The following is a 21,055-nucleotide window of genomic DNA, read 5'->3' on the forward strand; positions in this document are numbered from 1 at the left end:
GCCCCGCGCGCCCACCCCGCCCACCACGCCCCCGGGGGGGCCCCGCCGCTGCCCCCGCCCGGCCCGCACCCCCACGACGGCGGTGCCCCCTGCTCCAAGGGGGCACCGCCGTCGTGGCGTTCCGGGCTCGCGGGCTACCGCGCCGCCGCCGCGCGGGCGGTCTCGGCCCGCACGAAGTCCGCGAGCCGGGCCACGCCGGCCGCGATCCGCTCCGGCGTCAGGGAGCTGGTGGAGAGCCGCAGCCGGTGCTCACCGCCGCCGGCCGGGTAGAACGGCGCCATCGGCGTCCAGAGCACCCCGGACTCCCGTGCGCAGCGCTCCATCGCCGCGTCGTCGGCCGCGAAGGCCACCGTGAGCACCGCGAAGAAGCCGCCCTCCGGCACGTTCCAGGACAGCCCCAGGCGCTCCCGCTCGGCGGCCGGGAAGCACCGCTCCAGCTCCGCCAGCAGGACGCCCATGTTGGCCGCGTAGTGGGCCGCGGCGGGGGCGTTGGCGGCCCGCAGCCGGCAGTCGTGGGTGAGCAGCATGCCGCCGATCACCGCCTGGCTGAGGGCCGGGGTGTTGACCGTCGTCATGCTCTTCAGCTTCGCCAGCTCGTCGGCCAGCAGGGTGCGCCGCCCGCCGGGGCCGGTCACCTCCTGGTCGGCGACCACGTAGCCGAGCCGGGCGCCGGGGAAGCAGGTCTTGGCGAAGGACCCCAGGTAGACCACCCGGCGGTCGCGGTCCAGCGCCTTGAGGGTGGGCCGCTCGCCGCCGTCCCGGGCGAAGAAGCCGTACGGGTTGTCCTCGATGACCAGCAGGTCCTCCCCGGCGGCCGTCTCCAGCAGCCGGGTGCGGGCCGGGACGGGCATCGAGGTGCCGGAGGGGTTGGCGAAGTCCGGCACCACGTACAGGGCGCGCGGGCGCCGGCCGGCGGCGCGGACCTCGCGGGCGGCGGCGCGCACGGCCGCCGGGTCCGGCCCGCCGTCCGGGCCCTCGGGGACGGGCACGGTGGTCAGGTCGAGCAGCCGGGCGGCGCCGGTGACGCCGACGTAGCAGGGCGAGCTGACCAGCAGCACGTCGTCCGGGCCGGCGCAGAGCGCGCGCAGCGCCAGCAGCATGCCCTCCTGGGCACCGACGGTCAGGACCAGCGCCTCGGGCGCCACGGCGAGGTTCTCGTCGTGGGCGAGGGTGCGGGCGACCAGGTCGTTGATGACGCCCTTGGTCGGCCCGTACTGGAACAGGGTGGTGCGGATCGCGTCGCGGTCCAGGCCGGTCGCGGCCAGGTGGTCCAGGTAGGCGTCCAGGTAGACCGGGACGTCTTCGGGCTCGAAGAAGCCCTCGTAGGGGCGGCCGGGGGCGAAGGAGACCGCCCGCGGGTAGCGGGTGGTGACCTCGTTGAGGAAGGTCATCGCGTCCAGCAGCGGGTCCGCGAGCGAGGCGTGCAGCTCGGCGAGCGGGAGCGTGACGGGCCCGGTCGGCCGGGCCGGTGCCGAGGCGGCGGAGGCGCTCACGCGAGGGCCTCGCGCAGTCGCGCGGCCGCGTAGGCCTGGGCTTCGGCGGCGCCGTCCAGGGTGCCGGTCATGGCGAAGAACCCGTGCGGCATGCCCGCCCAGCGGCGCAGTTCCACGGGGACGCCCGCCGTGCGCAGCGCCTCGGCGTACTGCTCGCCCTCGTCGCGCAGCGGGTCGTACTCGGCGGTGATGACGGTGGCGGGCGGCAGGCCGGCCAGGCTCGGGGCGCGCAGCGGGGAGGCGTGCGGGTGGGCGCCGTCGGCCGGGTCGGCCAGGTAGTGGCTCCAGTACCAGGCGACCGAGCGGCGGTTGAACAGCGCCGGGTCGTCGTGCTCGCGCAGTGACGGGGTGTCGGCGCGGGCGTCGGTGTTGGGGTAGACGAGCAGCTGGTGGCGGAGCGCCGGGCCGTCCTCGTCGCGGGCGAGCAGGGCGAGCACGGCGGCGAGGTTGCCGCCGGCGCTGTCGCCAGCGACGGCGAGGCGCCCGGCGTCCAGGCCGAGCCCGTCCGCGTGCGCGGCCAGCCAGCGGGCGGCGGCGGCGCAGTCCTGGACGGCGGCGGGGAACGGGTGCTCGGGGGCGAGGCGGTAGCCGACCGAGGCGGTGGCGCAGCCGACCGCGTTGGTCAGCGCGCGGCAGATCGCGTCGCTGGTGTCGGGCGAGCCCAGGGTCCAGCCGCCGCCGAACAGGTAGAGCAGGACGGGCAGCGGGCGGCCGTCGGCGGGCGGCTCGGGCCGGTAGAGGCGCAGCGCGAGCTCGCCGCCGGGGCCGGGGAGGCGGTGCTCCTCGACGGCGGCGACCGGCTCGGGCGTGCCCGCGGCGGCGCGGATGTCGGCGAGGTCGGCGGCGCGGGCCTCGGCCACGGTGAGGCTGTAGAGCGGGGCGGTGCCGGAGCTCGCGCGGCGGTCGCGCAGCGCCTGGGCCTGGGGGTGCAGGGGCATCGGGGTTCCTCGGGACGGGGCCGGATCGGCGGTCGGCCTCGACGTAGCTGGTCTCGTCGGTACGGAGGGGGAAGGGCAGGGGGTGGAGCGCGGTGTGCGGGTCGGCGGCGTCGGCGCGGGCACCCCGGCCCTGGATCCACCGGTGACCGTAGTGACGGCGGATCAGGTTGGCCAGGAGGACGGGCGCGCCGGACCCCCTCGGCGGGGTGGTGTACGCCCGAAGGGGTCATCCGGGCCAGGGCGCGAGGGCAGTGCGGTCCAGGTCGGCGACCGTGGGGCGGCCCAGCAGGGCCATGGTGTGCTCCAGTTCGTCGCGCAGCAGGTCGAGGACCCGGCCGACGCCGGCCTCGCCGCCGGTCGCCAGGCCCCAGAAGGCGGGGCGGCCGACCAGGACGGCGCGGGCGCCGAGGGCGAGGGCGACGGCGATGTCCGCGCCGCCGCGCACGCCGCCGTCGAGCAGCGCCGGGATGTGCGGCGGCAGGGCGTCGACGACCTCCGGGAGGGCGGCCAGGGCGGGCATCGACCCGTCGAGTTGGCGCCCGCCGTGGTTGGAGACGACGACCGCGTCGACGCCGTGGTCGGCGGCGCGCCGGGCGTCCTCGGCGGTCAGGACGCCCTTGAGGACCAGCGGCAGCCGGCTGCGTTCGCGCAGCCAGGCGAGGTCGGCCCAGGTGAGGGTGGGGTCGAACTGTTCGCGGGCGTGCTCGGCGATGCCCGAACTGCCCTGGCCGGCGTGATGGGTGGCGGCCATCAGGGCAGGGTCGAGGTTGACCGCGCGGATCTCCGGGGGGACGGCGAAGCCGTTGCGCAGGTCGCGCAGCCGGCGGCCGATCCGGGGGGCGTCGACGGTGAGCAGCAGGGCGGCGAATCCGGCCGCCTCGGCGCGCTCGACCAGGGCGGCGAGGGCGTCGCGGCGGCGCAGCCAGTAGAGCTGGAGCCAGAGCGGGCCGGTCGCGGCGGCGGCCATCTCCTCCAGGGTCCGGCTGGCGAAGATTCCGGCGACCAGCAGGGCGCCCGCCTTTCCGGCCGCCCGGACGGTCGCTGTTTCACCGTCCGGATGGACCAGTCGGTGGTAGGCCATCGGGGCAATTCCGACCGGCAGTTGGAGCGTCGTGCCGAGCAGCTCGACGGCCGGTGCGCAGACGGAGACGTCGACGAGCGTGCGGGGGCGGAACGCATAGCGTCCGAACATTTCCCGGTTGCCCGCCAGAGTGCGTTCGGCGCCGCTGCCGCCTTCGACGAAGTCCCAGATCTCCGGGGCGAGTTGATCGCGCGCCGCGCGTTCGATCGCGGCCAGTTCGAGTGGTGCCACGGGCGTCCTCGTTCCCGGACCGGCCGCGTTCGGACCGGTCCACGGATCGGCAGCGTAGGAGGTCTACACCTCATTGGTATAGACCTTGATTTGACCAATCGTCTGTGCAATGGTCTGGCAACGGAATTGGACGTATTGCTTGTGATGACCTGTGAACATCACCATCGTTCAAGTGTCCATGACAAATCTCCTCACTGTGTGGAGTGGCGTTGACCGGCTTTTCCCCTTCCTCACCGGCGCCCGCCTCACCCCCGCTTGCCGATGCTCCCGCCGACTGGGTCGACCGGGTGCTGCTGGCCGGTCCCGGGGGCGAGGAGTGCCTGCGATTCGGCACACCCGTCGACCGCGACGCCCTGCGCGCGCTGGTCGCCGAGCAGGCCGAACGGCTGACCGCGGTCGGCCTCGGCCCCGGCGGCACCGTCGCCCTGCGGCTGCCGCCCTCCCTGGGCTTCGTCGCCGTGCTCCTGGCGGCCTGGCAACTGCGGGCCCAGGTGGCCCTGTTGGACCACCGGCTGACCGACCACGAGGTCGATCTCGCGGTCGACCGGCTGGCCCCCCAGGTGCTGGTCGGCTCGGCCTCGCGGCCCGCGGCCGCGGCGCTGCGCGGCTACTCGCTGGTCGACCCGGTCGCCGTCCGGCTGCCCGCCGGCCGGCCCGCCGGGACCGGCCACGCGCTGGTCCAGCTCAGCTCCGGCTCGACCGGCCCGGCCAAGGTGATCGCCCGCACCGCGGGCGACCTGATCCGCGAACTCGACTGCTACCGCAGGCTGGCGGCGTTCCCCGGCGAGGGCGAGCGGGTGGTCCTGCTCTCCTCGGTGGTGCACGTGCTCGGCCTGGTCGGCGGGCTGCTCAACAGCCTGCACGCGCGCGCCCCGCTCACCGTCCCGGACCGGATGACGGCGGCGGGCATCCTCGGCGCGATCGCCGCCGACGGCCGGCCGACCACCGTGATCGGCGTGCCGTTCCACGCCGAACTGCTGGCCGGCGCCGCCGACCCGCCGGAACTGCCGCAGCTGCGGCGGATGGTGGTGGCCGGCGAACTCGTCCGCCCGGGCCTGCCCGCCGCGTTCACCGCGCGGTACGGCGTCCCGCTCGGCACCATGTACGGGATGACCGAGACCGGGGTGATCGCCACCGACCTGGACGGCACCCTGCACCCGGCCAAACAGCCCGTGCACGGCATGGAGTCGCGGCTGGTCGGCGGCGAGCTGCAACTGCGCACCCCCGCCTCGCCCTACCCCGGACTCGACGACCCGACCCGCTGGGCGGACGGCTGGCTGCACACCCGCGACGCCGCCGAACTCGACCCGGACACCGGCCTGGTCACCGTCCTGGGCCGCCGGGACTCGCAGGTCTCGATCGGCGGCCTCAAGGTCGACCTCACCGAGGTCGAGCAGACCCTCGCCGCGCTCCCGCAGGTCCGGGAGGCCGTGGTGGTCTTCGACGACGGGGCCATCGAGGCCTACCTCTCGGCCGAGGACGGCGCCGACCGGGCCCTCGTCCAGGACGGCCTGGCCCAGCAGCTCGCCGCCTACAAGCGGCCGCGCCGGCTGGCCTTCCTCCCGCAACTGCCCCGCACCGCCACCGGGAAGCTGCTGCGCGACCCGGTCGCGCTGCGCGCCGCCGCCGGCTGACCCGCCGCGCCGCGACCCGCCGCGCCGCGACCCGGCGCGCCCGGCCCCAGACCTTCCCCGCCCAGGCACCCCGGTGCACGCCCGGGCCGACCCCGGCCCGAGCACCACCGGAGCGCCCCGACGGGGCCGCGTTCCCCTCCCCGACGACCCCGGGCGCCGCACGCGCCCGAGCACAAGGAGCAAGCCATGCAGGACCGCATCCGCGCGTTCGTCCTCGCCGCCCTGGCCGAGATGCAGTACGACGTCTCCGAGGTGACCGGCGACACCGACCTCGGCCCGGCCGGCCTGGACCTGGAGTCGCTCGCCCTCGCCGACCTCTCGGTCCAGGTCGAGGACGAGTACGGGGTCAAGTTCGACCTCGACGAGATGGAGACCACCGCGCTGATGACGCTCGACCAGTTCACCGCCGACGTCGCCGCGCGGATCGCCGCCGCCACCGCCACCTCGGGCAGCCCGGCGTGACCGACCTCGCCCGCCCCGACCGGGCCGAGGTGCTGGCCATGCTCGCGGCGTTCGGGCAGCGCGCCGCCGAGGACGTCCCGGACGAACTCGGCTCGCTCGAACTCACCTGGCTGATCGCCGAGTTCGAGCAGCGTTACGGCATCGAGCCGGACCTCGACGACGACGCCTTCGAGGCCGTGCGGACGGTCGACGACGCCGTCGCGGTGTTCCGCGCCGCCGTGCTCGCGGCCGGCGGCCCCGCCGTCACCGACGCCACCGCGGGGGCCGCGCGGCCATGAACCGCCACGCCCCGCCCGCCGTCCGGCCCGTGGTGACCGGTGTCGGCGTGCTCAGCGCGGCCGGCGACGGACCCGCCGCGCTCACCGAGGCCGTCGTCCACGGGAAGGCCGCGTTCGCCGCGGTCACCCGGTTCGACGTCTCGGCGCGCCGCACCGTCCGCGCCGCGCTGCTGCCCGAGCCGCCGCCGCTGGCCGACGCCGTGCTCGCCGCCGTCGGCCAGGCCTGCCGCCGGGCCGGCCTGGCCCCGGCCGCGGCCGGCACCGGCCCGCCCGTGCTGCTCGCCCTGCACAGCGACCTGCGCACCCGGGCCACCGTCGCCTCGGTCGCCGCCGGGACGGCGGCCGCCTGGGGCGCGCCCGGGGTCACCCGCGCCTACACCGGCGCCTGCGTGGCGGCCGCCACCGCCGTGGCCGACGCCGCCGCGCTGGTCGCCGCCGGCCGCCACCCCCGGGTGCTGGTCGCCGCCGGGCACCTGGTCGAGCCCGGCGTCTTCGCCGCCTTCGACGCCGGCCGGGCGCTGGCCCGCGACGGCGAGCTGCGCCCGTTCAGCACCGGCCGCACCGGCACCCTGCTCGGCGACGCGGCCGCCGCCGTGCTGGTGGAGGCCGAACCGGAGGCCGAGCGGCGCGGCGCGCCCGTCCTGGCCCGGCTGGCCGGCTGGGCCCGGACCGGCGACGCCCACCACGTCTGCCGCCCCGAACCCGAGGGCGAGGGCGTGACGCGGGCGGTGCGGGCCGCGCTGCGGCGGGCCGCGATCGCCCCGGACGAGGTCGGCTACGTCAACGCCAACGGCACCGGCTCGCCGATGTCCGACCTCGCGGAGGCCAAGGCCCTGCACCGGGTCTTCGGCGCGCACACCGCGCGGCTGCCCGTCAGCTCCAGCAAGGCCGTGCACGGCCACGCTCTGGAGGCCTCGGCACTGCTCGAACTCGTCGTCACCATCGGGGCGCTGACCGAGAGCCTGCTGCCGGTCAACGCCGGCTGGCTCGGCCCGGACCCGCAGATCGGCCTGGACCTCGTGCTGGACGGCCCGCGCGCCGCCCGGCCGCGCTACGCGCTCACCCTCAACTCCGCCTTCGGCGGCGCCAACACCGCACTCCTGGTGGCCGCCCCGTGACCGTGCTGCGCATCCTCGCCGAGGCCTCCTGGCCCGACCCCGACGCCCGCGAGCCCGAGCCGCTCCCCCCGCTGCCCGGCTTCGCCGCCTCCTCCTTCAACCCCCTGGTGGCCGAGACCGCCGAACGCTGTCTGCGCGCCCGCCACGGCGCGGCCCCGGCCCCCGGCCGGACCGCGCTGCTGCTGGCCAGCTCGGGCGGCGACCGCGCCACCGCCCGCGCCATCGACGAGGCCGCCGCCGACACCGGCCGGCGGATGCCCCCGCTGCTGTTCTTCCAGTCCAACCCGAACGCCGTCCTCGGCCACATCGCCGCCCGCTGGGGCCTGACCGGCCCGGTGGTGGCGATCAGTCCGGCCCAGGCCCCGCCACCCGGACGGGTCCCGCAGGACGCGCTCGACCTGGCGGAGCTGCTGCTCACCGACGGTGACGCCGATCAGGTCCTCGTCATCGCCGCCGAGCAGGCCGACAGCACCGGCAGCACCGGCAGCACGGACGGAACCGACGACGCCGACGGCCCGCACGGCACCGACCGGGCCGTGGCCCTGCTGGTCACCGCCGTCTGACCCCCGCCCACCCGACCGACCCGACCCGCCGAACGTCCGCACCCACCCCCCTGCGCACCACCGGCGCGAGCGGTCCCCCACCCGCCGCGTCCCGCCGCAGCACGCCCCGCACGCCCGCACCCCGGGAGGGATCCACCCCGTGAGCATCCGCAGTATCCGCACCCAGCTGGCGGACGATCCGGCCGTCGGCGCCGGAAACGTCCTCACCAGCCGCCTCGCGCTCGGCGTCGGCCTCGACGAGCCGCTGCTGACCTTCGACACCCCGGTGGACGACCACGCCGCCTGGCAGCCCTTCACCCTCAACGAGCTGGACCGCGCCGTGCGCGCCCGGGCCGCCGCCCTGCACGCCCTCGGCATCGGCCGGCGCGACCCGGTGGTGGTCTACGCGAGCGACGCCGCCGACCATGTGCTCGCCTTCCTCGCGCTGGCCCGGCTCGGCGCCATCCCCGCGCTGCTCAATCCCAACCTGGACGGCGAGCGGGCCGCCCGCTACATCGCCAAGCTCGGCCCGGTCGGCATCCTCGCCGACGCCGCGCACCTGGCCGCGCTGGACGGCCACGAGCCCGGCGCCCCCGCGCTGCCGGAGATCGCCACCCTCGGCGCCGGCGACCCCGAGGCCGCCCCGGAGCCCTACCGGCACTGGGCCGGCGACCCGGTCGCGATCACCCACTCGTCCGGCACCACCGGCATGCCCAAGGCCGTGGCGCACTCGCACGCGAGCCTGTACGCGGCGATCCGCCACCGTGCCCGGCTGCCCCGCCCGCAGGGCCAGGACCGGATGCTCAGCGCGCTGCCGGCCCCGCACGCCGCCACCCTGATCGCGGTCAACCTCGCCCTCTCCACGCACTCCCAACTCGCTCTGCTCTCCAGCCAGTCCGGCGCCGGCGTGCTGGACGCCATCGAGCAGTGGCGCCCCAGCGGCGTGATCGGCTTCGCCGCCACCTGGGCCGAGCTCGCCCACCACGACCTGGCCGCCCGGGAGTTGGAATCGGTCGCACTCTGGTGGAACACCGGCGACTGCGCCCACGAGGTGCACATCCGCCGCCTGGTCGCCGCCGGCAGCCGCGAGTCGGTGACCCGCGAGGGCCGGATCCGGGTGCCCGGCTCGCTGTTCGTGGACGGCCTCGGCTCCACCGAGATGGGCCACTCGCACTTCTTCATCACCCACGGCCCGGACACCGAGCGCTACGGCCGCTGCGTCGGACGCCCGCACACCTTCGTCGACTGCGAGCTGGTCGGCCCCGACGGCGAACCGCTCGGCCCCGGCGAGGTCGGCGAACTCGCCACCACCTCCCCGACCCTGGCCCTCGGCTACTGGAACGACTCCGCCACCACCTACCGCACCCGGCTGCGCGGGCGCTTCCTCACCGGTGACCTGATGTACCGGGACGAGGAGGGCTACTACTACCACGTCGACCGCGCCGTCGACTCGGTCGAACTCGGCGACGGCAAGCGGCTGTTCACCGCGATGTCGGAGGAGCGGGTGCTGGCCGCCTGCCCCGACGTGCTGGACTGCACGGTGGTCGCGGTGCGCGACGGCGAGCGGGTGGTCACCGATGTGCTGCTGGTGCTGGCCGCCGGGGCCGATCCGGCCGCCGACCGCACCAAGGCCGTCACCGCCGCCCTGGACGAGGCCGCCGCGGCCACCGTCCGCCAGGTCGTCGTGGTGGCCGGGGACGACATCCCGCTCGGCCCCACCGGCAAGGTGCGCAAGGTCCTGCTGCGCCGGCGCTACCTGGACGCGGTCGCCGCCGGGGCGAGCGCATGAGCGCCGCCCGCCGCCCGGGCGCCGTGGTCACCGGCATCGGCCTGGTCACCCCGCTCGGCCGCAAGCCCGCCGAGGTCTTCGACGCGCTCACCGCCGGCCGCTCCGGCATCCGCGCCCTGCCCGAGGGCCACGCCGCCCACGGCTGGCTGACCGCGGCCGGCCTCGCCCCGGCGGTGGACGGCCGCGAGGTGCTGCCGCCCACCGAGACCCGCTGCGTGGACCGCTTCGTGCTGCTCGCCCTGGCCGCCGCCGACGACGCGCTCGCCGACGCCGGCCTGGTGGTCGGCCAGGACGCCGACCCGCACCGCACCGCCGTGGTACTGGCCACCGGCGGCGGCGGGCTGGAGACCTTCGAGCAGCAGTCCCACCGGCGTCTCGACCGGGGCCGGCCCGGCGTCAGCCCGTACCTGCTGCCCGGCATGCTCTCCAACATGGCCACCGCCCGGATCGCCATCAAGCACGGCATCCGCGGCTTCAGCACGGCCATCGTGACGGCCTGCGCGGCCGGCGCCCAGGCCGTCGCCGAGGGCCTGCGGCTGATCCGCTCCGGCGACGCCGACGTGGTGGTGTGCGGCGGCACCGAGTCCTCGCTGCATCCGACGATCGCCGCCGCGTTCACCAACGCCCGCGCGCTGTCCTCCGGTTGGGAGGATCCGGGGCAGGCCAGCCGGCCCTTCGACCGCCGCCGCAACGGCTTCGTGCTGGGCGAGGGCAGCGCCGTGCTGGTGCTGGAGAGCGCCGAGCACGCCGCCGCCCGCGGCGCCGCCGGCTACGCCGACCTCACCGGCTGGGGCGCCTCCACCGACGCCCACCACCCGACCATGCCGCGACCCGACGGCGCGGGCGCCGCCGACGCGATGCGCGCCGCGCTCGCCAACGCCGGCCTCGCGCCGTCCGACATCGGCTACGTCAACGCCCACGGCACCGGCACCAAGCTCGGCGACGTGGCCGAGAGCGCGGCGCTGAACGCCGTCTTCGGCGAACACCGCCCCGCGGTCAGCTCCACCAAGGGCGCCACCGGCCATCTGCTGGGCGCCGCAGGCGCGTTGGAGGCGGCGGTCACCGTGCTCGCGGTGGCCCGGGGGACGCTTCCGCCGACCGTCAACCTCGACGAGCCGGACCCGGCCTGCGACCTGGACCACGTCCGGGGCGCGGCCCGCGCCGTCCCGCTCGCCGCCGCCCTGAGCAACGCCTTCGCCTTCGGCGGGCACAACCTCAGCCTGGTCTTCGAGCCCGCCTCCACCCCGTCCCGCCGCTGACGCCCACCGGCGCCCCAGCGCTTGGACACCCGTGCCAGGCCACTCGTCAACTCGCCATCCCCCGGGGAGATCCCGTTGTCCATCCAGTCCATCGCCCACGTCGAGTACCACTGCGCCGACGCCGACGCCACCGCGGCGGAGCTCTGCGCCGACTACGGCTTCACCGCCACGACACCCGATCCCGACCAACTCGCCGCGGCCGAGTCCGCGAACGCGCGCACCGTCCTGGTGGCCCAGGGCAGCGTCCGGTTCCTGCTGCGCTCCGCCGCCGACCCGGCGCACCCGGTGGCCCGCTACGCCGCCCGGCACGGCGAGGGCGTCGCGGCGCTCGCGCTCTCCTGCCCCGACCCGCAGGCCGCACTGGACCGCGCCGAGCGGCACGGCGCCCGGGTGCTGGACCGGTCCGGCGGACTGGTGGCCGGTTTCGGCGACACCGCCCTGCGGTTCGTCCCGGAGGCGCCGGCCGCGCCCGAGCCCGCCGCCGACGGCGAGCCGCGCCTGCTGGACGCCCTCGACCACGCCGCGATCTGCCTGCCGGCCGGCGAGCTGGCGGACGCGGTGAAGTTCTGCGAGGCCGCGCTCGGCATGCACCGCATCTTCGGCGAGTACATCGAGGTCGGCGAGCAGGCGATGGACTCCAGCGTGGTGCAGAGCGCCTCCGGCGAGGTCACCTTCACCCTGATCGAGCCCGACACCACCCGCCGCCCCGGCCAGATCGACACCTTCCTCGCCGACCACGACGGCGCCGGCGTCCAGCACCTGGCCTTCCGCACGGCTGACATCGCCACCGCCGTCCGCACCATCCGCGGGCGCGGCGTGGCGTTCCTGAGCACCCCCGGCACCTACTACGACGCGCTCGCCGAGCGGCTCGGCGGCACCGCCATCCCGGTGGAGACGCTGCGCGAGCTGGACGTGCTGGTCGACCAGGACCACGGCGGACAGCTGTTCCAGATCTTCGCCCGCTCCACCCACCCCCGCCGGACGTACTTCGTGGAGCTGATCGAGCGCCAGGGAGCCGGCACCTTCGGGACCGCCAACATCAAGGCCCTGTACGAGGCCGTCGAGCGGCAGCGCGCCGGCGCCTCCGTCTGAGCCCCGTCCGCCCCGAGCCCTCACCCACCCCCGAGCCCTCATCACCACAGGAGGCCCGACCCCCATGACCACCGCACCCGCCGCACCCGCGTTCCACCTCACCGAGGCCGAACGCGCCCTGCTGCCCACCCCGGAGGAGGTGGCCGGCTACCTGGAGCACGGCTGGTACCTGTCCCGCAAGCTGTTCAGCGACGAGGAGCTGGACACCCTGCAGGCCGCCACCGAGCGGTACTACACGGGCGAGCGCGACCGCACCCTGCCGGTCCGGCCGCCGCGGCTGGCCTCCTGGGAGCCCGCGCACGGTCCGGTCCAGCGCCACAACGACTACGTGCACTACGAGAGCGACGCGATCGGCGCGATCCTGCGCAAGCCGCTGCTGGGCGCCGTCGCCGCGCTGCTCGCCGAGGCCGAGGAGATCCGGGTCTTCCAGGCGACCCTCATCTACAAGCCGCCGGTGCCGGGCGAGCCCAGCAACCAGGTGCCGTGGCACTTCGACAAGCACTACTGGCAGACCACGTCCTCGGACCGGATGCTCACCGCCTTCCTGCCGTTCCACGACTGCACCGAGGAGAACGGCACCATCACCATGGTGGACGGCAGCCACCGGTGGAAGGAGCTGCCCTCCGTGGAGGACTCCACCCGGCACTTCGCCGACCGCGACAACTCCGAGCTGGACGCCATCCTGGACGCCAACGCGGCGTACAACGGGACCGAGGTCCGCAAGATCCCGATGATCATCCCGCGCGGCCACGTCAGCTTCCACCACTGCCGCACCTACCACGGCAGCGGCCCCAACCTGGCCACCCACCCGCGCCGGGCGGTCTCGCTGCACCTCCAGGACGGCGCCAACGCCTACCGGCACGCCACCCGCCCGGACGGGGAGACCGTCGTCTACAACCACGACGTGCTGGTGCGCCGAGACGCCGACGGCCGCCCCGACTACGCCGACCCGGAGTTCTGCCCGACCGTCTGGCGGGGCGCGCTGTGACGACCACGGCACCCGCCGTCGCCGCGCTCGACACGCCCGAGCGCCGGTACCGGATGCTGAGGCTGATCCGCTCCTTCGAGGAGCGGGCGCTCGACCTGGTGAAGTCCGGGGTGATCATCGGCGGCATCCACCCGTACATCGGGCAGGAGGCCGTCGCGGTCGGCGTCTGCGCCGCGCTGGGGGCGGGCGACCGGCTCGCCTCCACCCACCGCGGGCATGGCCACGTCCTGGCCCGCGGGCTCGACCCGGCCCGGCTGCTGGCCGAACTGGCCGGGCGGGTCGGCGGCTCCAACGGCGGCCGGGGCGGCTCGATGCACGCCGCCGACCTGCGGCTGGGCATCCTCGGCGCCAACGGCATCGTCGGCGCCGGCGCGCCGATCGCGGTCGGTGCGGCCTGGGCCGACCTGCGGGCGGGCTCGGACGCGGTCGCGGTCGCCTTCTTCGGCGACGGCGCGCTCAACCAGGGCGTGCTGCTGGAGTCGTTCAACCTGGCCGCGATGTGGCGGCTGCCGGTGCTCTTCGTCTGCGAGAACAACGGCTACGCCACCACCCTGCCGGCCGGCACCGCGGTCGCGGGCAGCGCGACCGGCCGGGCGGCCGCCTTCGGCATCCCGGCCGTCGAGGTCGACGGCATGGACACCGAGGCGGTCCGGGCCGCCGCCGAGCAGGCCGTCGCCCGGGCCAGGTCCGGCGGCGGACCCGGTTTCCTGGAGTGCCGCACCTACCGGTTCGAGGGCCACCACACCATGGAACGGCGGATGAAACTGCACTACCGCACCCCCGAGGAGGTGGCCGCCTGGCGCGAGCGCGACCCGCTCCCCCGGGCCGCCGCCGCGATCGGCGCCGACCGCGCCGCCGCCCTGGACGCCGAGGTGGCCGCCGAGCTCGCGGCGGCCGAGGAGTTCGCGCTCGCCTCGCCGCACCCGGACCCGGCCGGCGCCGCCGACCACCTGTACGCCTCCGGGCTGCGGCCCCGGGCGGGAGCGACCGCATGAGACTCTCCTACACCAAGGCGCTCAACCGGGCGCTGGCCGACGAGCTGGACGGCGACCCGGCGGTCTGCGTGTTCGGCGAGGACATCGGCGCCGGGATGGCCGGGCCCACGCTCGGGCTGCTGGACCGGTTCGGGCCGGAGCGGATCGTCGACACCCCGCTCTCCGAGCAGGCCTTCACCGCGATGGCGCTCGGCGCGGCACTGGCCGGGCGGCGGCCGGTGCTGGAGTTCCAGATCCCCTCGCTGCTGTTCCTGGTCTTCGAGCAACTCGTCAACCAGGCCCACAAGTTCTCGCTGATGACCGGCGGCCAGGCGGGCGTCCCGCTCACCTGCCTGGTCCCCGGCTCCGGCTCCCGGGACGGCTGGGCGGGCCAGCACTCCGACCACCCGTACAGCCTGTTCGCGCACGCCGGGATGAAGACCGTCGTCCCCGCCACGCCGACCGACGCCTACGGGCTGCTCCGCTCGGCGGTCCGGGACCCGGACCCGGTGGTGGTCTTCGCCCCGGCCGCCGCGCTGCCGGTGCGCGAGACCGTCACCTGGGAGCTGGCGCCGATCCCGCTCGGCAGCGCCCGGGTGCACCGCGCCGGCACGGACGTCACCCTGGTCGCCGTCGGACACCTGGTGCACGACGCGCTGGCGGTGGCCGAGGAGCTCGCCGGGGAGATCTCGGTCGAGGTGCTCGACCCGCGCACGCTGTACCCGTTCGACTGGGCGGCGCTGGGCGCCTCGCTGGAGCGCACCGGACGGCTGGTGGTGATCGACGACTCCAACCGCAGCTGCGGGATCGGCGCCGAGGTGCTGGCCACCGCCGCCGAGGAGTTCCGGCTCGTCGCCCCGCCGCGCCGGGTCACCCGGCCGGACGGCACGGTCCTGCCGTTCGCCCCCGCGCTCGACCGGGCCCTGCAGCCGGACCGGGAGCAGCTGCGGCAGGCGCTGCGCGCCGTCATGAAGTGACACTTCGTCAATCTGCGATCCGGGGGCTGCCGTTCTGGCCGCCCCCGGATCCGTTTCGGCGGTTCAGAGCACCTTGGGCACGGCCGCGAGCAGGGCCGGCAGCTCGTCCGCCGGGTCCCGGTAGCGGTGCAGCGCGGCCCGCCCCTCCGTCCCGCGCACCCGCGCGGCCAGCCGGGCGGGCAGCACCACCGTGGCGAGCGTCCCGCTGCCGCCGAAGCCCTCGACGGCCCAGCAGATCCACGGCAGCGGGTAGTTGGCGGTCGGGCTGAAGAACACCGGCCGCTGGCCCTGGAAGGTCATGTCGTAGAGGCCGAAGCGGCTCCAGTTGGAGAAGCCGAACCGGCGCTGCTGCGGGTCGAAGCCGATCGGCACGCAGGCGCCCAGGCCGGGGCGGCCGAGCTCGGCCAGGAAGCGCAGATTGGAGCGCAGGTTGAGGTGGTCCTCGGTGTACCCCTGCACGGCGGTGCGCAGCGCGCCGGCGAGGGCGGCCGGGCCGTCCGCCGGCGTGTGGGGCAGGTGGATGTCGCCGAGCAGGTTGCCGACCAGGGCGTCCGACAGGCCGAGCGCGCGGCGGACGTTGACCGGGACGGTGATCCAGCGGGTCTCCCGGTCGCCGTCCAACTCCCGCAGGGTGTGCGCGACATGGGCGCATACCGCGTCGCCGGAGGAGACCCGGAGGCCGGCCGCCGCGCCGAACTCCTCGCGCATCCGGGCTATCTCGGCGTCGCCGAAGTACAGCTGGACGGTCCGGTTGGCGCGCGGGGCGGCCGCCACCTCGCGGTCCAGCACCGCGCGCTCGGCCGGTCCTGGCACCCGGAAGCCGGGCCGGCCGCAGTCCTCGGCGGGCAGCACCCGGTCGAGCAACGCGTCCTGGTCCTCGACGAGTTCGACCTCCGGCAGCTCGTCGCCCTCGACCGCCGCCGACCAGGCGCGCAGCAGCAGCGCGAAGCTGTGCAGGTCGCCGATCGCGTGGTGCCAGGTGCAGCCGAGCACGGTGCCGCCGTCGCCGGTGCGGGTCACCCGGACGGTGAGCAGCGGCCCTTCGCCGGTACGGGCGGACCGGGCGTCCAGCGGGTCGACGTGCTGAGCGCCGGGCGCGGTGACCCGCCCCATCGACTCGGCGAGCGTGCCGTGGACGCGGTAACTCACCATCGGCACGCCGGAGTCGTCGCAGACCGCCTCCAACACGCCGTCGACGGTGCGCAGTCGGCCGGCGAAGACCGGGACGCGCTCCAGCGCCCGGGCCAGGCCGGCGGCGAGCCGGTCCTCGTCCAGCGCGCGCTCGAAGAAGAGGACGACCGAGACGGTGAGGTCGGCGAACATGGTGTCGGCCAGGCCGCAGCGGAGCACCGTCCCGGGGGCGGTGCCGACGCTGACCGTTCGGGTGTCGCGCAACTGCGGCCAGACGCTCATCGATTCGTCCCGGGGCGTGGGAGGGAGTCGTGCGGAGTGCCCCGGACGACCGTGCAGATCACTCCGAACGATAGGGCAGTCCCCGGCAGTGATCCAGTGGTCCAGTCCAATTCCGTGGTATCGGACCGGACGACCGGTAGGGAACGGCGTCCGGACGCCCCCGGGCCGCCGGCGGACTAGAATCCGAACCATGGGAGAGCGCCCGGGCGCGCCCGCCGCGCCGCCTCTGGTCCTCGTCACCGACACGGATTCGCAACTGATCGACCCGCGCCGGGCGTACCACGTCGGCCGCGACCCGACCAGCGAGATCGTCCTCGACGACCCCCGGGTCTCCTGGCACCACGCCGTGCTGCGCACCGCCGCCGGCCACTGGCACCTGGACGACGTCGGCAGCACCAACGGCACCTTCACCGACGGCCGCCGGATCCGCTCCGAGGACATCGGCCCCGGCACCCGGCTGCGGTTCGGCGACCCCGCCGACGGCCCGTCCGCCACCTTCGCCGGCCTGCCCGCCCCCGCCGCCGCCGAGCGCCCCTCGCTGGTGGCCCCGCGGGTGTCCGGCACCTTCCGCCGGCCCAGCGCCGTGCTGCGGCTGCCCGGCCGCACGGTGCGGATCGGCCGCGCGCCCGACAACGACCTCGTCCTCGACGACCTGGTGGTCTCCCGCCACCACGCCGAGCTGCGCACCCTGCCGGACGGCGGCCACGAGATCGCCGACCTCGGCAGCCACAACGGCACCTACCTCAACGGCAGCCCCGTCGAGCGGGCGCCGGTCGGCCCCGCCGACATCGTGGGCATCGGCCACTTTGCGCTCTGCCTCTCCGGCGACGAACTCGTCGAGTACACCGACACCGGCGAGATCTCGCTCAATGTGCAGAGCCTGGTGGTGCGGGTCGGCGCCGACCGGCGGGTGCTGCTCGACGACGTCTCCTTCCCGCTCGCCGAGAAGGCGCTGCTCGCCGTCGCCGGCCCCAGCGGCGCCGGCAAGTCCACCCTGCTCAACGCGCTCACCGGGCTGCGCCCCGCCGACGACGGCACCGTGCTCTACGACGGGCGCGACCTCTACCGCGACTACGCCGAGCTGCGCCGCCGGATCGGCCTCGTCCCGCAGGACGACATCCTGCACACCCAGCTGACCGTCCGGCGCGCCCTGTCGTACGCCGCCGAATTACGCTTCCCCGGCGACACCGCCAAGGAGGAGCGGGAGGGCCGGGTCTCCGAGGTGATCCGGGAACTCGGCCTGGACAGCCGGGCCGACCTGGTCATCTCCAGCCTCTCCGGCGGCCAGCGCAAGCGCGTCAGCGTCGCCCTGGAACTGCTCACCAAGCCCTCGCTGCTCTTCCTCGACGAGCCCACCTCGGGCCTGGACCCGGGCATGGAGCGCTCGGTGATGCAGATGCTGCGCGGGTTGGCCGACGACGGGCGCACCGTGGTCGTGGTCACCCACAGCGTGCTCAGCCTGGACGTCTGCGACCGGCTGCTGGTGCTCGCGCCCGGCGGCCGCACCGCCTACTACGGGCCGCCCGCCGAGGCGCTGCCGTTCTTCGGCTTCACCGAGTGGCCACAGGCCTTCGAGGCCTTCGAGAACGAGGACCACGAGGCCTGGCAGCGCCGGTTCCGGGAGTCCCCGCAGTACGAGCGGTACGTCGCCGCCGAGGCGCTGCCGCCCGCCCGGCCCGTGCCCGTTCCGACCCCCGCCGCGCCCGGCGGCCCGATCGGCCCGGAGCAGCCGCAGGGCTGGTTCTCCCAGCTCGGCACGCTGATCCGCCGCTACACCGCGGTGCTCGCCGCCGACAAGCTCTTCCTGACCGTGATGATCGCCCTGCCGTTCCTGATCGGCGTGATGTGCCGGGCGATGGCGGGCAGCCGGCTCTCCTCGGAGAACGCGCTCAACATCCTGCTCACGCTCTGCATCGGCGGCCTGCTCACCGGCTCGGCCAACGCGGTGCGCGAGATCGTCAAGGAACGGCCGATCTACCAGCGCGAACGCGTGGTCGGGCTGTCCCGCTCGGCCTATCTGGTCTCCAAGGTGGTGGTGCTCGGCACCATCACGGTCGCCCAGGCGGCCGTCCTGACCGTGGTCGGCCTGGCCGGCGTCGACCTCGATCCGACCCTGCCCAACGGCGTCACGGTGCACAGCGGCGTCCTGCTGCCGCCGCTGGCCGAGCTGATCATCGCGGTCGCGCTGCTCTCCTTCTCCGCGATGATGCTCGGCCTGCTGGTCTCCGCCCTGGTCCGCAAGGAGGAGGCCACCATGCCGCTGCTGGTGCTGCTCTCCGTGGTGCAGATCGTGTTCAGCGGCGCCATGCTGAAGCTGCACGGGGTACCCGGTCTGGAGCAGTTCGCCTGGCTGGTGCCCTCCCGCTGGGGCCTGTCCGCGATGGCCCGCACGGTCGACCTGCACACCGTCCTGCCGAACGACATCACCGACGACCCGATGTTCCAGCAGGAACGGGCCGGGTGGCTGCTCGCGCTGGCCGTGCTGGTGGCGCTCGCGGTGGCCCTGGCGGTGCTGGTCCTGGCGCTGCTGCGCCGGCAGGAGCCGTCGATCATGCGGAAGTGAGAAGTGGCCTGGCCCATGGAGGAGTCCGCGTTCCGTCCCACCCATGTCGCGCCGCCGGACGGCCTGGCCAGCTGGGCCGCCCCGGACCCGACGCAGCCCACCTCCCCGCTGGACGGGCTGCTGCCGCTCCAGCTGATCGGCCGGGCCGGCGACTGGGCGCAGGTGCTCTGCTCCAACGGCTGGACGACCTGGGTGGACGGCCGGCTGCTGGTCTCCCTCCCGGGCACGCCGCCCACGGCGGGCGGCCCGCCGGCCCGCACCGCCGACCCGCGCCCCGCGCTCGCCGAGGCGGAGGGCACGCTGGCCCGCTACCGCTCGCTGCTGGAGGACCTCGCGGCCGGCGGCGCCGACCTGGAGACCTTCCGGGACCGGGCGCACGGCCTGCGGATCGGCCTGGTCGTCGACGGCGAGCGGCTCTGGGTGTTCGACCCGGTGCACGACCGCTGGTGCTACTGCGACGGCCTGCAACTGCACACCTACGCCGTCGGCGACCGGCCGAGCCCGCCCGTCGGACGGACCCCGGCCACCGACGAGCCCACCCGGGTGGCGGAGCCGTGATCCCGCCGCCCGGCGGCTCCGGCGACCGGCCACCGCACCGCCCGACCGAGCACGCCGGTCCCGCCGGCCCCGCCGGCCCCGCCGATCCAGCCGCCGCCGTCGGCCCGCCCGACCTCGCCGAACCGCCCGGACCCGTCGAGCCGCCCGACTTCGCCGAGCCGCCCAGTCTGCCCGCCGGCATGGTCGGGCGCCGGGTCGCCGGCTACCGCCTGGAGTCGGAGGTCGGCCGCGGCGGCATGGCCGTCGTCTACCGGGCCAAGGACCTGCGGCTCGGCCGCACCGTCGCCGTCAAGCTGCTCGCCCCCGAGCTGTCCCGCAACGAGGTGTTCCGCCAGCGCTTCATCCACGAGTCGCAGGCCGCCGCCGCGATCGACCACCCGCACATCATCCCGGTCTTCGAGGCGGGCGAGGCCGACGGCATCCTGTTCATCGCGATGCGCTTCGTCGAGGGCGGCGACCTGCGCGCGCTGATCACCCGCAGCGGCGCCCTCCCGGTCGGCCGGGCGGCCGGACTCGCCCTGCAGATCGCCTCCGCGCTGGACGCCGCGCACGACCACGAGCTGGTCCACCGGGACGTCAAGCCCGGCAATGTGCTGGTCGCCGCCGGCACCGACAGCGAGCACCCCGAGCACCTCTACCTCGCCGACTTCGGCCTCACCAAGAAGTCCCTGTCGCTCAGCGGCCTGACCGGCATCGGCCAGATCGTCGGCACCCTCGACTACGCCGCGCCCGAGCAGATCTCCGGCCGCCCGCTCGACGGCCGCTGCGACCAGTACGGCCTCGGCTGCGTGGTCTTCGAGATGCTCACCGGCGCACCCCCGTTCCACCGCGAGAGCGACCTCGCCGTGCTCTGGGCCCACGTCAACGACCCCCCGCCGGTCCTGCGCGAGCACCGGCCCGACCTGCCGTCCGCCGTCGGCACGGTGGTCGCCCGCGCCCTCGCCAAGGCGCCCGAGGAACGCTTCGCGAGCTGCCTCCAGTTCGTCGCCGAACTGCGCGCCGCCGCCACCGCCCAGCCCGGCACCGCCGCCCCGGCCGAGGGCCCGTGGGCCTCCGGCGGCCCGCCCACCGCGGTGGTCCCGGTTCCCCTCCCCGGCACCGACACCCCGCCCCCCGGCGTCCCCGAACCGCCCGCCTGGGCCCTCCCCGTCGTCAGCCCGCCCGCGCGCAGGAGCTTCGGATGAACGCCGTCAGCCAGGTCTTCGCGCTGATCGCCGCCGCGGTCCACCTCGTGGTGTGGCCGCTGGAGAGCTTCCTCTACGGCCACCCCCGGGTCCGCCGGCTGCTCACCGCCTCCACCGCCGACGCACCGCAGGTCCGCCTCTGGCGGGTCAACGTCGGCTTCTACAACCTCTTCCTCGCCCTCGGCCTGGTGGCCGGCCTGGTCGCCCTGCACGTCGGCGAACCCGTCGTCGGCCGCACCCTGATCATCTACCTCAGCGCCTTCCTGATCGCCGCCGGCGCCACCCTCGTCGCCTCCGACCCCCGCCTCTGGCCCGGCGCCCTCGCCCAGTCCCTCCCCCCGACCGCCGTCCTCCTCGCCGACGCCCTGGCCTGAGACGGCCCGCACGGACCGGGGACCGGGCAGGAGTCATGGCTGCCCCGGCCTCACCCGGCCGGTCCCCGCGGCCTTCGCCGAGGCGGGGCCGTCATCGACGAGGACGG

Annotated in this window: 19 protein-coding genes; 15 read left to right on the forward strand and 4 right to left on the reverse strand. The window is 75.7% G+C overall.

The genetic code is table 11. The annotated features are described in order from the left end of the window. Positions 1 to 134: 134 nt before the first annotated feature. From ABTX81_RS27305 to ABTX81_RS27315, 3 genes are all read right to left on the reverse strand, one after another. Positions 135 to 1,493 carry an aminotransferase-like domain-containing protein gene (locus ABTX81_RS27305; RefSeq protein WP_350550570.1) on the reverse strand — a complete coding sequence of 453 codons (1,359 nt, stop codon included), beginning with the start codon at positions 1,491 to 1,493 and terminating at the stop codon, positions 135 to 137. Beyond that, on the reverse strand, positions 1,490 to 2,431 hold the full coding sequence (gene lipP1, locus ABTX81_RS27310) for a LipP1 family hormone-sensitive lipase (protein ID WP_350550572.1): 942 nt from the start codon (positions 2,429 to 2,431) through the stop codon (positions 1,490 to 1,492). The genes ABTX81_RS27305 and lipP1 overlap by 4 nt, the downstream gene beginning before the upstream one ends. A gap of 226 nt (positions 2,432 to 2,657) precedes the next feature. Further along, the gene (locus ABTX81_RS27315) at positions 2,658 to 3,743 is read right to left on the reverse strand and encodes an alpha-hydroxy acid oxidase (protein ID WP_350550575.1); all 1,086 of its coding nucleotides are present in this window, start codon (positions 3,741 to 3,743) and stop codon (positions 2,658 to 2,660) included. Between the two features lie 203 nt (positions 3,744 to 3,946). On the opposite strand from ABTX81_RS27315, the gene ABTX81_RS27320 reads away from it, so the two are divergent. The 11 genes from ABTX81_RS27320 (at position 3,947) to ABTX81_RS27370 (ending at position 14,856) form a co-directional block, all read left to right on the forward strand. After that, complete coding sequence (locus tag ABTX81_RS27320; RefSeq protein WP_502892873.1) at positions 3,947 to 5,377, forward strand: class I adenylate-forming enzyme family protein; 1,431 nt, start codon at positions 3,947 to 3,949, stop codon at positions 5,375 to 5,377. Positions 5,378 to 5,563: 186 nt separating this feature from the next. After that, positions 5,564 to 5,839, forward strand: coding sequence for a phosphopantetheine-binding protein (locus ABTX81_RS27325; RefSeq protein ID WP_350550580.1), 276 nt, complete (start codon positions 5,564 to 5,566; stop codon positions 5,837 to 5,839). Beyond that, the gene (locus ABTX81_RS27330; protein WP_350550582.1) at positions 5,836 to 6,117 is read left to right on the forward strand and encodes an acyl carrier protein; all 282 of its coding nucleotides are present in this window, start codon (positions 5,836 to 5,838) and stop codon (positions 6,115 to 6,117) included. The genes ABTX81_RS27325 and ABTX81_RS27330 overlap by 4 nt, the downstream gene beginning before the upstream one ends. Further along, a complete protein-coding gene (locus tag ABTX81_RS27335; RefSeq protein ID WP_350550584.1) occupies positions 6,114 to 7,235 on the forward strand; it encodes a beta-ketoacyl synthase N-terminal-like domain-containing protein in 1,122 nt (373 codons plus the stop codon). Before ABTX81_RS27330 ends, ABTX81_RS27335 begins: the two co-directional genes overlap by 4 nt. Then, positions 7,232 to 7,798, forward strand: coding sequence for a hypothetical protein (locus tag ABTX81_RS27340; RefSeq protein ID WP_350550586.1), 567 nt, complete (start codon positions 7,232 to 7,234; stop codon positions 7,796 to 7,798). The genes ABTX81_RS27335 and ABTX81_RS27340 overlap by 4 nt, the downstream gene beginning before the upstream one ends. Before the next feature lie 139 nt (positions 7,799 to 7,937). Then, positions 7,938 to 9,566, forward strand: a complete 1,629-nt coding sequence (locus ABTX81_RS27345; protein ID WP_350550589.1) for a class I adenylate-forming enzyme family protein — start codon at positions 7,938 to 7,940, stop codon at positions 9,564 to 9,566. Then, positions 9,563 to 10,825 carry a beta-ketoacyl-[acyl-carrier-protein] synthase family protein gene (locus ABTX81_RS27350; RefSeq protein ID WP_350550592.1) on the forward strand — a complete coding sequence of 421 codons (1,263 nt, stop codon included), beginning with the start codon at positions 9,563 to 9,565 and terminating at the stop codon, positions 10,823 to 10,825. Before ABTX81_RS27345 ends, ABTX81_RS27350 begins: the two co-directional genes overlap by 4 nt. Positions 10,826 to 10,900: 75 nt before the next feature. After that, positions 10,901 to 11,917 carry a 4-hydroxyphenylpyruvate dioxygenase gene (hppD, locus tag ABTX81_RS27355; protein ID WP_350550595.1) on the forward strand — a complete coding sequence of 339 codons (1,017 nt, stop codon included), beginning with the start codon at positions 10,901 to 10,903 and terminating at the stop codon, positions 11,915 to 11,917. A 64-nt stretch (positions 11,918 to 11,981) separates the two neighbouring features. Continuing rightward, entirely contained in the window at positions 11,982 to 12,905 is a 924-nt protein-coding gene (locus tag ABTX81_RS27360; RefSeq protein ID WP_350550598.1) for a phytanoyl-CoA dioxygenase family protein, read from the forward strand. Continuing rightward, positions 12,902 to 13,900 (forward strand): thiamine pyrophosphate-dependent dehydrogenase E1 component subunit alpha, encoded by a 999-nt coding sequence (locus ABTX81_RS27365; protein WP_350550600.1) that lies wholly within the window; start codon positions 12,902 to 12,904, stop codon positions 13,898 to 13,900. Before ABTX81_RS27360 ends, ABTX81_RS27365 begins: the two co-directional genes overlap by 4 nt. Then, positions 13,897 to 14,856, forward strand: a complete 960-nt coding sequence (locus ABTX81_RS27370) for an alpha-ketoacid dehydrogenase subunit beta (protein WP_350550603.1) — start codon at positions 13,897 to 13,899, stop codon at positions 14,854 to 14,856. Before ABTX81_RS27365 ends, ABTX81_RS27370 begins: the two co-directional genes overlap by 4 nt. Before the next feature lie 63 nt (positions 14,857 to 14,919). Here the strand turns inward: ABTX81_RS27370 and ABTX81_RS27375 are convergent, their stop codons facing one another. Beyond that, positions 14,920 to 16,269: an acyltransferase gene (locus ABTX81_RS27375; RefSeq protein ID WP_350550605.1), complete on the reverse strand. Its 1,350-nt coding sequence runs from the start codon at positions 16,267 to 16,269 to the stop codon at positions 14,920 to 14,922. Between the two features lie 190 nt (positions 16,270 to 16,459). On the opposite strand from ABTX81_RS27375, the gene ABTX81_RS27380 reads away from it, so the two are divergent. The 4 genes from ABTX81_RS27380 (at position 16,460) to ABTX81_RS27395 (ending at position 20,948) form a co-directional block, all read left to right on the forward strand. Continuing rightward, positions 16,460 to 18,832, forward strand: a complete 2,373-nt coding sequence (locus ABTX81_RS27380; protein WP_350550608.1) for an FHA domain-containing protein — start codon at positions 16,460 to 16,462, stop codon at positions 18,830 to 18,832. Positions 18,833 to 18,847: 15 nt separating this feature from the next. Next, on the forward strand, positions 18,848 to 19,390 hold the full coding sequence (locus ABTX81_RS27385) for an SH3 domain-containing protein (RefSeq protein WP_350550611.1): 543 nt from the start codon (positions 18,848 to 18,850) through the stop codon (positions 19,388 to 19,390). A 179-nt stretch (positions 19,391 to 19,569) separates the two neighbouring features. Next, entirely contained in the window at positions 19,570 to 20,574 is a 1,005-nt protein-coding gene (locus tag ABTX81_RS27390) for a serine/threonine-protein kinase (RefSeq protein WP_350550795.1), read from the forward strand. Continuing rightward, on the forward strand, positions 20,571 to 20,948 hold the full coding sequence (locus tag ABTX81_RS27395) for a DUF1304 domain-containing protein (protein WP_350550613.1): 378 nt from the start codon (positions 20,571 to 20,573) through the stop codon (positions 20,946 to 20,948). Before ABTX81_RS27390 ends, ABTX81_RS27395 begins: the two co-directional genes overlap by 4 nt. The last annotated feature ends 107 nt before the right edge of the window (positions 20,949 to 21,055 follow it).

The organism is Kitasatospora sp. NPDC097605 (assembly GCF_040302725.1).
Taxonomy (GTDB): Bacteria; Actinomycetota; Actinomycetes; order Streptomycetales; family Streptomycetaceae; genus Kitasatospora.